General features: G+C 69.5%; 12 protein-coding genes. 6 read left to right on the top strand and 6 right to left on the bottom strand.

Annotated elements, in window-relative coordinates:
* Positions 1 to 48: 48 nt before the first annotated feature.
* Positions 49 to 1,287: an MFS transporter gene (locus BJ963_RS18565; protein WP_179457906.1), complete on the top strand. Its 1,239-nt coding sequence runs from the start codon at positions 49 to 51 to the stop codon at positions 1,285 to 1,287.
* Between the two features lie 194 nt (positions 1,288 to 1,481).
* On the opposite strand, the gene BJ963_RS18570 is transcribed toward BJ963_RS18565, so the two are convergent.
* From BJ963_RS18570 to BJ963_RS18590, 5 genes are all read right to left on the bottom strand, one after another.
* Positions 1,482 to 2,489 carry a LacI family DNA-binding transcriptional regulator gene (locus tag BJ963_RS18570; protein WP_089913885.1) on the bottom strand — a complete coding sequence of 336 codons (1,008 nt, stop codon included), beginning with the start codon at positions 2,487 to 2,489 and terminating at the stop codon, positions 1,482 to 1,484.
* Positions 2,490 to 2,502: 13 nt separating this feature from the next.
* A complete protein-coding gene (locus tag BJ963_RS18575; RefSeq protein WP_179457907.1) occupies positions 2,503 to 2,742 on the bottom strand; it encodes a hypothetical protein in 240 nt (79 codons plus the stop codon).
* 4 nt (positions 2,743 to 2,746) lie between these two features.
* Complete coding sequence (locus BJ963_RS18580) at positions 2,747 to 3,661, bottom strand: carbohydrate ABC transporter permease (RefSeq protein ID WP_089913879.1); 915 nt, start codon at positions 3,659 to 3,661, stop codon at positions 2,747 to 2,749.
* Positions 3,658 to 4,701 (bottom strand): carbohydrate ABC transporter permease, encoded by a 1,044-nt coding sequence (locus BJ963_RS18585; RefSeq protein ID WP_179457908.1) that lies wholly within the window; start codon positions 4,699 to 4,701, stop codon positions 3,658 to 3,660. The genes BJ963_RS18580 and BJ963_RS18585 overlap by 4 nt, the downstream gene beginning before the upstream one ends.
* An 83-nt stretch (positions 4,702 to 4,784) precedes the next feature.
* Entirely contained in the window at positions 4,785 to 6,068 is a 1,284-nt protein-coding gene (locus tag BJ963_RS18590; RefSeq protein WP_179457909.1) for an ABC transporter substrate-binding protein, read from the bottom strand.
* Positions 6,069 to 6,222: 154 nt separating this feature from the next.
* Between BJ963_RS18590 and BJ963_RS18595 the strand changes: the two genes are divergently transcribed.
* The 3 genes from BJ963_RS18595 to BJ963_RS18605 all read left to right on the top strand — a co-directional run bounded on the left by BJ963_RS18595 (position 6,223) and on the right by BJ963_RS18605 (position 9,877).
* The gene (locus BJ963_RS18595) at positions 6,223 to 8,109 is read left to right on the top strand and encodes an ABC transporter ATP-binding protein (protein WP_246298108.1); all 1,887 of its coding nucleotides are present in this window, start codon (positions 6,223 to 6,225) and stop codon (positions 8,107 to 8,109) included.
* 32 nt (positions 8,110 to 8,141) lie between these two features.
* Entirely contained in the window at positions 8,142 to 8,492 is a 351-nt protein-coding gene (locus BJ963_RS18600) for a nuclear transport factor 2 family protein (RefSeq protein ID WP_089913870.1), read from the top strand.
* A 140-nt stretch (positions 8,493 to 8,632) separates the two neighbouring features.
* A complete protein-coding gene (locus BJ963_RS18605) occupies positions 8,633 to 9,877 on the top strand; it encodes an Nramp family divalent metal transporter (RefSeq protein ID WP_179457910.1) in 1,245 nt (414 codons plus the stop codon).
* Between the two features lie 10 nt (positions 9,878 to 9,887).
* Here the strand turns inward: BJ963_RS18605 and BJ963_RS18610 are convergent, their stop codons facing one another.
* Positions 9,888 to 10,559, bottom strand: a complete 672-nt coding sequence (locus BJ963_RS18610) for a metal-dependent transcriptional regulator (RefSeq protein WP_179457911.1) — start codon at positions 10,557 to 10,559, stop codon at positions 9,888 to 9,890.
* A gap of 64 nt (positions 10,560 to 10,623) precedes the next feature.
* On the opposite strand from BJ963_RS18610, the gene BJ963_RS18615 reads away from it, so the two are divergent.
* Positions 10,624 to 11,988 carry a cystathionine beta-synthase gene (locus BJ963_RS18615; RefSeq protein ID WP_179457912.1) on the top strand — a complete coding sequence of 455 codons (1,365 nt, stop codon included), beginning with the start codon at positions 10,624 to 10,626 and terminating at the stop codon, positions 11,986 to 11,988.
* Positions 11,989 to 12,024: 36 nt separating this feature from the next.
* The gene (locus BJ963_RS18620; protein ID WP_179457913.1) at positions 12,025 to 13,170 is read left to right on the top strand and encodes a cystathionine gamma-synthase; all 1,146 of its coding nucleotides are present in this window, start codon (positions 12,025 to 12,027) and stop codon (positions 13,168 to 13,170) included.
* Positions 13,171 to 13,199 lie beyond the last annotated feature (29 nt).

Consider the following 13,199-nt stretch of genomic DNA (forward strand, 5'->3'; position numbering starts at 1 on the left):
CCGCACCACCTCGTGCACCACCGACCGGCAAGGAGCCGTCCTCCCTTCATGTCCCACGATCGCCCCACCAGCATCCTGAAGCAGCCGACCGCCGTCTGGGCGGTCGCCTTCGCCTCCGTCATCGCCTTCATGGGCATCGGTCTCGTCGACCCGATCCTGCCCGCGATCGCGAAGAGCCTGGAGGCGACGCCGACCGAGACCGAGATGCTGTTCACCAGTTACCTGCTCATCACCGGCGCCGCCATGTTCTTCACCAGCTGGATCTCCAGCCGCATCGGGGCGAAGCGGACGCTGCTGATCGGCCTCGCTCTGATCGTCGTGTTCGCGACCGCCGCCGGCCTGTCGCAGAACGTCGAGTCGATCATCGGGTTCCGTGCGGGCTGGGGCCTCGGCAACGCCCTGTTCATCTCCACAGCGCTGGCGACCATCGTGGGTGCCGCGTCGGGCGGGACCTCGGCCGCGATCATCCTCTACGAGGCCGCGCTCGGCCTCGGAATCGCGATCGGACCGCTGCTCGGCGGCCTGCTCGGCAGCTGGAGCTGGCGCGGACCGTTCTTCGGTACGGCGACACTCATGGCCGTCGGCTTCATCGCGATCGTCGCCCTGCTCAGGAAGAACCCCGAGAAGCCGCAGCCGACGAAGCTCTCGGCACCGTTCCGCGCCCTCGGCCGGCCCGCGCTCGGGTTCCTCGCCGGTGCCGCCCTGTTCTACAACATCGGCTTCTTCGTGCTCCTCGCCTACACGCCGTTCGCCCTGGTGCCGCTGGGCGTCGAGGACGCGATCACGCTCGGCCTGATCTTCTTCGGCTGGGGCGTCGCCCTCGCCGTCACCTCGGTGTGGGTCGCGCCGCTGCTGACCTCCCGGCTCCCGCGGACGCGGGTGCTCTGGCTCGTCATGCCCCTGCTCGCGCTCGACCTGCTGGCCGCCGGGCTGTTCGTCGGGTCGCTGGTCGCGCTCATCGTCTGCGTGATCGTCGGCGGTCTGCTGCTCGGCATCCTCAACACCGTGCTCACCGAGTGCGTGATGGAGGCCACCGACCTCCCGCGGTCCGTGGCGTCGAGCGCGTACTCGGGCGTGCGCTTCCTCGGCGGCGCCGTCGCCCCGCCGGCCGCGACCCTGCTGGCCGACACGGTCAGCCGCTCCATGCCGTTCTACGCGGGAGCCATCTCCGTGCTCATCGCGGCCGCACTGATCATGATCGGGCACAAGCACCTGAAGCGCGTGGATGCGCCGGCCGAGACCCCGCAGCAGGAAGCCGAAGTGCTGTCCTTCGCCGACGCCGACTGACGACATCGCGGGAGCGGGAACGTTCCCACCGGATTCGAAGAGCCGCCCTGTCCTAGCCAGGGCGGCTCTTCCCGTCATGTGGGCCCCGATAGCCCGACGGGCGACCCCGTCAGCTGACCGTGCCTACCCGAAAGGCGCGCTCAGCCGGATGGCCGCACCACCATTGTTTCAGACGGTGGGCGCGCTGCGGGACATCAGCGCGGCGGTGCGGTGGACGACCGGATGACCAGACTGACCGGAGAGCGCACCGATCCGGTGCGCGGTTCGGCACCGGCGAGCTCGTCCAGCAGGATGCGGGCGGCGGTCGCGCCCTGCTCGAACGGGTCCTGCGCCATGGTCGTGAGACCGAACCCCGCGGCGTAGTCGTGGTCGTCGATCCCGATCACGGACAGGTCCTCCGGGACACGCAGTCCGTGGTCGCCTGCGGCGAGGATGGCGCCGAACGCCATCTCGTCCGACCCCGCGAAGACGGCGGTGGGGCGCGGCCCGTCCGCATCCAGCAGCCGGTTCATCGCCGCCCGGCTCTCGGGCAGCGAGAAGCCGCCCGGGATGACCCACTCCGGCCGTACCGGGAGCCCGGCGTCGCGCATCGCGTCCTTGAACCCGTGCAGCCGCCCGATCGGCACCTGGCTGTTGAGGCCCTCCTCGTCTTCGCCCCCGAGGTGCGCGATCGCGGTGTGGCCGAGCGAGATGAGGTGCGACGTCGCCGTGTATGCGGTGGAGGTCTCGTCGATGCCGACGCTGCGGAGGCCCTTCACCGGCCCGCCGACGACGATGGTCGGGTGCCCGAGGGTCGCCAGCTGCTCCCGCTCCTCCGTGGTGAAGTCGAGGCAGAGCGCGAGCAGGGCGTCGGTGCGCTTGCGCAGGATGCTGCGGTGGAACACCCGCTCCCGGTCGCCGCGATGACCCCCCAGGTTGAAGAGGATCATGTCGTAGCTCGCCGACCGGAGCTCCGCATCCACCCCCTCCAGCACCTGGGTGTAGAACCAGCGGCTCACCGACGGGACGACGACGCCCATGGCCAGGGTGCGGCCGCTGGCGAGCCCCGACGCGCTCGACGATGCGACGTAGCCCAGCTCGTCGGCTGCGCGCCGCACCGCGGCCCGCGTCTTGTCCGAGACGTTCGGGAGTCCGCGGAGCGCCCGGGAGACCGTGGCCGTGGAGACCCCGGTCGCGCGCGCGACCTCCTCGATCCCTGCCATCGCCGGGCCCCGTTCAGGAGTCCAGGTGCTCGAGCCGCGCCTCCTCGGCCTCCTGCCGCCGCGCGATGATGCGGCGGCGCAGCTGCAGGAGGCCGATGAAAGCGAGCACGAGAACGAGGAGGGTGAGCGCCCAGCCGAGGGCGGGCTCGCCGGTCAGCTCGCAGAACACGGTGATCGCGAGGAACGCGACCGCGAAGAAGCCGACGAAGCCGAGGCCGACGTCGACGACCTCGCGGGAGTCGCTCCAGCGCATGTGATCAGCCCTTCACGCCACCGGCCGTGAGTCCGGCCACGATGCGCCGCTGGAAGATCAGCACGAGGATGATCAGCGGCACCGTCACGATCGTACCGGCTGCCATGACCGCGGTGTACGGCTCCTGGTGCGGCTGGCTGCCGGTGAAGGAGGCGATGGCCACGGTGACCGGCTGGGTCGCGTCGCTGGAGAGCTGGCTGGAGATCAGGAACTCGTTCCACGACGAGATGAACGCCAGGATCGCGGTCGTGAAGACGGCCGGCGCCGCCAGCGGGAGGATGATCTTCCGGAACGCCTGCGCCTGCGTGCACCCGTCGATCCGTGCCGCCTCCTCCAGGTCCCACGGCATCTCGCGGAAGAACGAGTTGAGCGTGTAGACGGTCAGGGGGAGGGCGAACGAGATCTCCGGGATGATCAGCGCCTGGTAGGTGCCCATCCAGCCGATGTTGGTGAACAGCTGGAACAGCGGCGTGATCAGCGCGACGCCGGGGAACATCGACGCGGCGAGGATGATGCCGAGCACGATGCCCTTGAACTTGAAGTCCAGGCGGGCGAGGGCGTACGACGCGAAGATGCCGACGACCAGGGAGATCACCGTGACGCAGATGCCGATGAACAGCGAGTTCAGCAGCGCCTGGCCCAGGTGGTTGCCCAGGTTGGTCGAGAGCGCGGTGATGTAGTTGTCCCAGGTGAAGTGGGTGATCCACGGCGTGTTGTCGTTCGTGTAGCCGACGTCGCGGAACGAGGTCACGACCATCCAGTAGAAGGGCAGCAGACACCACAGCACGATGACGATCGCCTGGATGCCGGTGCGAAGACCGGCGTTGCGGCGACGCTGCTTGCCACGGTTCTTGGTCTGGGTACGAGGGAGGGCTCCCGCCTCGGCGGTCGCTGCGGCTTGTCCGGCGACGGCGGTCATCGCTTCGCCCCCTTCTGCTGGTCCTCCTGCGTTCGCACCACGTTCGTGCCGAGGATCCGGACGAAGATGAAGGCGATCAGGAAGATGATGATGAACGTGATGGTCGACAGGGCGGCTGCGCTGTTGAAGCCCTGCCTGATCTGATCGACCACCAGGATGGACAGGGTGGTCGTCGCATGGCCGGTACCGCCTCCGCCGCCGGTGAGGATCTGCGGCAGGTCGTAGATGCGGAGCGCGTCGAGGACGCGGAACAGGATCGCGACCATGAGCGCCGGCTTCAGCAGCGGCATCGTGACCCGCCAGAAGCGCTGCCAGGTGGAGGCTCCGTCGACCTTCGCGGCCTCGTAGACCTCCTCCGGGATGATCTGCAGCCCCGCGAGGATCAGCAGCGCCATGAACGGCGTGGTCTTCCAGGTGTCCGCGATGATGACCGCGAACCGGGATGCCCACTCGTCGGAGGTCCACAGGATGTGGGCCCCCAGCACGGCGTTCGCGACGCCGGCGACCGAGAAGATGAAGAACCACAGCTTCGCGGTGACGGCGGTCGGGATCGCCCACGGGATGAGGATCGCCGCGCGGACGAGGCCGCGGCCGCGGAACGCGCGGTTCATGATGAGCGCGAACCAGAGTCCGAGGCCGGTCTCGAGGATGACGGTCGTCACCGTGAAGAAGAAGGTGACGAAGACGGCGCTCCAGAAGGTGGAGCCGAGGTTGCCGGGCGGGCAGGAGATGGTGGTGCCGTTGGGGCCCTGGCATTGCTGGAGCAGCCAGTGCGCGTAGTTCTGGAAGCCGGCGAACCCGCCCTGTACGAACAGGCCGGTCGCCGGGTCGAGCCCGGCGTCCTTCTGGAAGGACATCACGATCGCCGAGACGACCGGGTACCCGATCACGATGGCGAGCAGGATCAGGGTGGGGATGATCAGGTAGAACGCCCAGCGACTCTGCTGGGCACGCTGCCGCTTGGCTCCGGCGCGGATCGGCGGTTTGCCGTTCTTGCCGGTGCTGGCGGATGAGGGGGCGACGACGTTCGACGTTGACATGTGTGCCTCCGGATGCTTGTCGGAAGGAGAGGGGCCGGGCGGCGGGAGAGATCCCGCCGCCCGGCAACCGTTTCAGGCCGGGGTCAGCCGGCGCTCGCGGTGTTGATCGCCGAGGCCATGTCCTTCAGGGCCTGGTCGACCGTCTTGTCGCCCTTGAGGGCGGCGTACGCGTTGTCCTGCACGGCCTTGGTGATGGCCGGGTAGAACGGCGACACCGGCCGCGGGACCGCGTTCTCGATCGAGGTCTTCAGCGTCGACAGGTACGGCAGCTGGCTGTTCAGCGCCGCGTCGTCGTACAGCGAGGCCACGACCGGTGCCAGCGAGCCCTGGGTCACGAAGAACTTCTGCGTCTCTTCGCTCTGCAGGAACTTGAGGAACTCGAAGGCGGTCGCCTTGTGCTTGGAGTACACGCTGATCGCGGCGTTGTGGCCGCCCAGGCTGGAGACGCCCGGCTTGTCCGCGCTGATGCCCGGGAGCGGCGCGATGCCGAAGGTGTCCTTCACCGTCGAGGAGCCGTCGGTCTTGGCCAGGTTGTACACGTACGGCCAGTTGCGCAGGAACATCAGCTTGCCGGCCTCGAACGCCTGCCGGCCCTGCTCCTCCTGGTACGTGATGGCCTCGGCCGGGATCTGGCCGTTCTTGAAGCCGTCCACCAGTCGGGTCAGGCCCGCCTTGGCCTCGGGGCTGTCGACGGTGACCTTCTTGCCGTCCTCGCCGACGATCGTGCCGCCGTTGGTGTTGATCGCCTCCGCGGCGTTCACCGTGAGGCCCTCGTACTGCGCGAACTGACCGGCGTAGCAGCCGATGCCCTTCGCCTTGGCGATGTCGCAGTCCTTGAGCATGTCGTCCCACGTCTTGGGCGGCTCGGGGACCAGGTCCTTGCGGTAGTACAGGATGCCGCCGTCGGAGGTCTGCGGCGCCGCGTACTGGGTGCCGTTGTACGTTCCCGACTTCACCGTCGGCTCCAGCAGGGACGAGTTGTCCATCTTGAACGTGCCGGTCAGCGGCTGGAGCCACCCCTTTGCGGCGAACTCGCCCGTCCACACGACGTCGACGTCGACGACGTCGTAGTTGGTGTCCTTGGCCTGGAAGTGCTGCACGAGGTCGTCGTGCTGCTGGTCCGCCTGGTCGGTCTGCTCCTTGAAGGTGACCTTCTCGTCCGGGTGGGCCTTGTTCCACTTGTCGATCAGCGGGCGGACGACGTTGGAGTTGTCCTTGCCCTGCACGTAGGTGATCGGGCCCTTGCTGTCGAGATTCGAGTTGGCGTCGCCGCCACCGCTTCCCGACCCGCCGCCACCGGTGCATCCCGCCAGCGCGAGGCCTGCGAGGGCCACCCCGGCGATCACGGAGAGACGTGCTGCTTTCATTTCACTCCTCGTTGAGCTCTTGGTGCGGGCACAGGTGTGCGCCCGGCCATCACCGTACCCCCACGCTCTCGCGTGATGCAAGCGTTTACGTCAAGCGCTTGCATCACGGTTGCGTCACGCCGGTGGGGTCCCCGGCGGGCGTTACGCTGAGACCATGAGCGGGATGCGCGGCATGGCTGCAGCCGGAGGCGGCAGCGGTCGTGGGCGCGTCAGCGGCGGGGACGCCGAGGCACAGCGGGCGATCAACGCCGAGGCTCCGAAGATCCCGCACCTGTTCCGCCGGATCGTCTCGCTCTTCTCGGCGCACCGCATGGCGATCGTCTTCACGATGGTGCTCGTCCTGATCGGAGCCGCTCTCTCGGTCGTGCCCCCTCTGCTCACCGAGCGGGCCTTCGACGACGGCCTGTTCCCGCCGGGCGGCCCGAACATCCCCGTGCTCGTCGAGATCGTCGTCTTCATGCTGATCGTGTACATCGCGTCGGCGCTGCTGGGCGTCTGGCAGACCTACCTGACGGCGTCGGTCGGCAACAAGGTGATGGGGGCGCTGCGCGTCCGGCTGTTCTCGCACCTGCAGTCGATGGAGCTCAGCTTCTTCACGCACACCAAGACCGGCATCATCCAGTCGCGGCTGCAGAACGACGTCGGCGGGGTCGCCAGCGTCCTCACCAACACGATCTCGAGCATCCTCGGCAACACCGTGACGGTGATCGCCGCCCTCGTCGCGATGCTGCTGCTGAACTGGCAGCTGACCATCGTCGCCGTCGTGCTCATGCCGATCCTGGTGATCGCCCAGCGCCGGGTCGGGCAGGTGCGTGCCCGCATCGCGACCAAGACGCAGGAGTCGCTGTCGGACATGACGGCGATCACGCAGGAGACGCTGAGCGTCAGCGGCATCCTGCTGTCGAAGAGCTTCAATCGCCAGACCACCGAGGTCGGCCGCTACTCCGCCGAGAACGAGAACCAGATCCGCCTCCAGGTGTCGCAGGCGATGAGCGGCCAATGGTTCTTCGCGATGGTCAACATCTTCCTGTCGTCGATCCCGGCGATCGTCTACCTGGTGTCCGGGTGGCTGATCGTGGGAGGGGCGACCGACATCTCGGCGGGCACGATCGTGGCGTTCACCACCGTGCAGGCGCGGCTGCTGTTCCCGCTGCTCGCGCTGATGCGGGTGGCGCTCGACCTGCAGACCTCCGGCGCGCTGTTCGCCCGCATCTTCGAGTACCTCGACCTCAAACCGGCGATCGCCGACCGCCCGGACGCCGTGCCGGTGGATCCGTCCGACGACCTCGGGAGGATCGAGTTCGACCACGTGGTGTTCCGCTACCCGGATGCCCGCGACGGCGAGCGCAACACCCTCGACGACGTGTCGTTCGTCATCGAGCCCGGCGAGTTCGCGGCGTTCGTCGGCCCGAGCGGGGCGGGGAAGACCACGGTGTCGTACCTGATCCCGCGGTTCTACGACGCGACGAGCGGCACGATCCGGTTCGGCGAGACGGACGTCCGTGCGCTGCAGCAGGACTCGCTGGTGTCGCACATCGGCGTGGTCAGCCAGGAGACGTACCTCTTCCACGCGACCATCGCGGAGAACCTGCGCTACGCGCGCCCGGACGCGACGCAGGACGAGCTGGAGGACGCGGCGAGGCGCGCGAACATCCACGACACGATCGCCGGGTTCCCTGACGGCTACGCGACGATCGTGGGGGAGCGCGGCTACCGGCTCTCCGGCGGGGAGAAGCAGCGGATCGCGATCGCCCGCGTCCTGCTGAAGGACCCGGAGGTGCTCATCCTCGACGAGGCGACCAGCGCCCTCGACACCATCTCGGAGCGGGTCGTGCAGCAGGCGCTGGACACCGCATCCAGCGGCCGGACCACGATCGCCATCGCGCACCGCCTGTCGACCATCGTCGCGGCGGACGTCATCTTCGTGATCGACCACGGGCAGGTCGTCGAGCGCGGAACGCACCGCGAGCTGCTGGAGCTCGGCGGCGTGTACTCGCGGCTCTACCGCGAGCAGACCGAGAGCGCCGTGCTCGAGGAGTGACCTCCCCCATCCGACCGACGAAAGGGCGTCCCGTGCCGACGATCACCGAACTGCTGTCCGCCAACCTGCTCGAGGTCTTCGGCAACCGCGACCCCGCCTCGCGTCGTGCCGCCATCGAGCGCACGTACACGGAGGACGTCGTGTTCGCCGACCCCGAGGGCGAGGTGACGGGATGGGATGCGCTCGAGGCGAAGGCCGCCGGCCTCGTCGACGACGCCCCCGCGTCGTTCGTCTTCGCCGACGCCGGTCCGGTCTACCTGGGCCGGGACACCGGCGCGCTCGCCTGGACGTTCGGCCCGGAGGGCGCGCCCGTCGCCCGCGGCGTCGACGTGATCGAGGCGCGCGACGGCCGCATCGCCGTCCTCCGCACCCTCCTCGCCTGACGCTTCGGCCCTTGCGCCCCACCGTCGAGTCCGCGATTTTTGCACGTTTCGATGCCGCCAGGCGTGCAAAAATCGCGGACTCGACGGGGCGGAGAGCGCAGAGTTAGACTGGGCTAACTTTTGCGATAGGCGAGGTGAGAATGAGCGTTCGGCTCGAGGAGCGGGTGCCGCGGGCCGCGCCCGCCCGCCTCCTGCTGCTGCTCGGGCCGGCCTTCGTCGCGGCGATCGCATACGTCGATCCCGGCAACGTCGCGGCCAACCTGACCGCCGGCGCGCGGTACGGCTACCTGCTCGTCTGGGTCCTCGTCGCCGCCAACGCCATCGCCGTCTTCGTGCAGTACCAGTCGGCGAAACTCGGCATCGTCACCGGCCGCAGCCTCCCGGAACTGCTGGGGGAGCGACTCGGCACCGGCACACGCCGCGCCTACTGGGTGCAGGCGGAGCTGGTCGCGGCGGCGACCGACATCGCCGAGGTGATCGGCGGCGCCATCGCCCTGAACCTGCTGTTCGGGCTGCCGCTCCCGCTCGGCGGGCTGATCGTCGGGATCGTCGCGATCGGCATCCTGGGCATCCAGTCGCGGCGCGGCCAGCGGCCGTTCGAGGCCGTCATCCTGGGGCTGCTCGCCGTGATCGCCGTGGGCTTCCTCGCCGGACTGTTCGTGAGCCCGGTCGACTGGGGTCAGGCCGTCGGCGGCCTGGTGCCGCGGTTCGATGGCGCACAGACCGTGCTGCTGGCGGCGAGCATGCTCGGGGCGACGGTCATGCCGCACGCTATCTACCTGCACTCCGCCCTGGCCCGCGACCGGCACGGCAGCTCCGCCGACCCCGGCCGCATCCGCCGGCTGCTGCACGCGACCCGGGTGGATGTGGTGCTCGCGCTGGTGCTCGCCGGCGCCGTGAACATCGCCATGCTGCTCGTCGCGGCCTCCGCCCTCCGCGGCGTCGACGGGACGGACACCATCGAGGGAGCTCACCGCGCGATCACCTCCGCCCTCGGCCCAGCGGTCGGTGTCGTCTTCGCGATCGGCCTGCTCGCCTCGGGCCTCGCCTCCACCTCGGTCGGCAGCTACGCGGGGGCGACCATCATGGGCGGGCTGCTGAAGCTGCGCGCTCCTCTGCTCGTCCGCCGGATCGTCACGCTGATCCCCGCGCTGATCATCCTCGCCGTCGGCGTCGACCCCACGTGGGCGCTGGTGCTGTCGCAGGTCTTCCTCAGCCTGGGCATCCCGTTCGCCATGATCCCCCTGCTGCGGCTGACCGGCTCGCGGGCCGTGATGGGGGAGTCCGCCGACCGGCTGTGGGTGCGCATCCTGGGCGGCGTCGTCGCAGGGCTCGTCGTGCTCCTGAACCTCGCGCTAGTCGGCCTCACCGTCGCGGGCGCCTGACCACGGCGCCTCAGTCCTGGGCGGCCACCCACACGGCAGATGCCGCCGTCGCGCCGAGGACGACGTGCTCCGACCCCACGGTCACCGTCACATCGCCCGCGAACGCGCGGTGCTCCTGGACGCTCAGCGCGGTGTCGAGGCCGATGCCCCGCTCAGCCAGGTAGCGGAGGACGGCCGGGTCGGCATCCGAGATGCGCACGACACTCAGGCGTGTGCCGGACGGCGCATCCAGCAACGGCACGGCGTCGGGGCGCCGCGGCGTTCCGTCCGCGGTCGGGATGGGGTCGCCGTGCGGGTCGCGCGCGGGGGAGCCGAGACGCCGGTCCAGCCGCTCGACCAGCTCGTCCGAGACGGCGTGCTCCAGCACTTCGGCCTCGTCGTGCACCTCGTCCCAGCCGTAGCCGAGCTCCTCCACGAGGAAGGTCTCGATCAGCCGGTGCCTCCGTACCATGGCGACGGCGTGCCGCCGCCCGGCCTCGGTCAGCTCGACGCCGCCGTAGCGTTCGTGCGCGACCAGGCCCTGCTCCGCGAGTCGCCGCAGCCCGTCCGACACGGTCGCGGCGCGAACCCCCATGCGCTCGGACAACTGCTTCACGGTCACCGGGTCATCCGACCATTCGGTCGCCGACCAGATGATCTTCAGGTAGTCCTGCGCGACGGGCGACAGGTCGGACACGGGCATGAGCAGATTCTAGGGCGGCGTCACACTCTGCCGGCTGTGCACCCGCGCTGTTAAGGTGGGTCGGGTGAAGTACGCAGAGACCATCATCGACTTGGTCGGCAACACCCCGCTCGTGAAGCTCAACAGGCTGACCGAGGGGATCGCGGCGACGGTGCTCGTCAAACTCGAGTATCTGAACCCCGGAGGTTCGTCGAAGGACCGCATCGCCTCCCGCATCATCGACGCTGCGGAGCGCGACGGGCTTCTGAAGCCCGGCGGCACCATCGTGGAACCGACGAGCGGCAACACCGGAGTCGGGCTCGCCCTGGTCGCGCAGCAGCGCGGCTACCGGTGCGTGTTCGTGCTCCCCGACAAGGTGGGAGAGGACAAGATCAACGTCCTCACCGCCTACGGAGCGGAGGTGGTGGTGACGCCGACGTCCGTGCCTCCGGAGCATCCCGACTCCTACTACTCGGTGTCCGACCGCCTCGCGGCCGAGATCCCCGGCGCGTTCAAGCCCAACCAGTACTTCAACCCCAACGGGCCGCGCAGCCACTACGAGACCACCGGTCCCGAGATCTGGCGCGACACCGACGGCCGGATCACGCACCTCGTCGCCGGGGTGGGCACCGGCGGCACGATCACCGGCACCGGGCGGTACCTCAAGGAGGTCTCCGAGGGGCGCGTCCGCATCGTCGGCGCCGACCCCGAGGGGTCCGTCTACTCCGGCGGCACCGGGCGCCCGTACCTGGTCGAGGGTGTCGGCGAGGACTTCTGGCCGGGCGCCTACGACCCCAGCGTCGTCGACGCGGTGATCGCGGTGAGCGACGCCGACGCCTTCCGGATGACACGACGGCTGGCCCGCGAGGAGGGCATCCTCGTCGGCGGGTCGAGCGGCATGGCCGTCGAAGCGGCACTTCGTGCCGCGAAGGACCTCGGCCCCGGGGACATCGTGGTCGTGATCCTTCCCGACGGCGGACGCGGCTACCTGGCGAAGATCTTCAACGACCGGTGGATGCAGTCCTACGGCTTCAGCGAGGTGCCCGACGAGTCGACCGTCCACGACATCATCAAGACGAAGAGCGGCACGCTGCCCGACCTGGTGCACACGCACCCGACCGAGACGGTGCGCGACGCCATCCAGACGATGAACACCTACGGCGTCTCGCAGCTCGTGGTCCTGACAGCGGAGCCGCCGGTCGTCATGGGAGAGGTCGCCGGCGCGCTCGACGAGCGGTCGCTGGTGGATGCGGTCTTCAGCGGGCACGCCGAGATGACCGACTCGGTGGGACAACACCTGGGCGAACCGCTCGAGCTGATCGGCGTCAACGAGCCGGTGACGGCGGCCCGCGCCGCGCTCGCCACGACGAACGCTCTGCTGGTGACCGACGGCGGCAAGCCGGTCGCGGTGCTCACCCGCCAGGACCTCCTCAACTACTTCAGCGACTGACCCGCACCGGGCCGACCCACACAGGAAACAGGAACAATGACACACGGTTTCGCCACGCGCGCCATCCACGAGGGTCAGGAGTTCGACCCGACCACCGGCGCGATCATCCCGCCGATCTACCAGACCTCGACGTTCGTGCAGGACGGCATCGGCGGCCTCCGCAACGGCTACGAGTACGGGCGGGCGGGCAACCCGACGCGGAGCTCGCTCGAGACGCTCCTCGCGTCGCTGGAAGGCGGCGTCCGCGCGCTGTCGTTCGCGTCGGGCCTGGCGGCGGAGGACGCGCTCCTCCGCGCGGCGCTCCGCCCGGGCGATCACATCGTGCTCGGCAACGACGCCTACGGCGGCACCCACCGGCTGATCGATCGCATCCACCGTGCGTGGGGCATCCGCAACACCACCGTGGACCTCACCGACCTGGACGCGGTGCGCACCGCGCTCGGGACCGACGGCACGCGCATGCTGTGGATCGAGACTCCGAGCAACCCGCTGATGAAGATCAGCGACATCGCGGCGCTCGTGGAGCTCGGCCACGCGGTGGGCGCGGTCGTCGTCGTCGACAACACGTTCGCGTCGCCGGCGCTGCAGCAGCCGCTGGCGTTCGGCGTCGACGTCGTCGTGCACTCGACCACCAAGTACCTGGGCGGCCATTCGGACGTCATCGGAGGCGCCCTGATCTTCGCCGACGAGGAGCTCGCCGAGAAGGCGCAGTTCATCCAGTTCGCCGCCGGTGCCGTCTCGTCGCCGATGGACGCGTGGCTCACCACGCGCGGAATCAAGACGCTGCAGGTGCGCGTCCGCCAGCACAGTGCGAACGCGCAGGCGATCGCGGAGGCGCTGGTCGGCCGCGACGGCATCGAGACGGTCTACTACCCGGGCCTGCCGACGCACCCCGGCCACGAGCTGGCCGTACGGCAGATGAGCGGTTTCGGCGGGATGCTGTCCGTCGCCCTGTCCGGCGGGGCCGCGGCCGCCCGCCGGTTCGCGGAGTCGACGCAGGTGTTCCAGCTGGCGGAGTCGCTCGGCGGCGTCGAGTCGCTGATCGGCTATCCGTCCGAGATGACGCATGCGTCGGTCCGCGGGACCGCGCTCGAGGTGCCGGACAACATCGTGCGCCTGTCCGTCGGCATCGAGGACGTGGACGACCTGCTGGCTGACGTGGAGCAGGCGCTCGGCCGCTAGCCCGCATCCGGTCGTCGGCCGGTGCGACA

The sequence above is a fragment of the Leifsonia soli genome (assembly GCF_013408745.1).
In the GTDB taxonomy this organism is placed as follows: domain Bacteria; phylum Actinomycetota; class Actinomycetes; order Actinomycetales; family Microbacteriaceae; genus Leifsonia; species Leifsonia soli.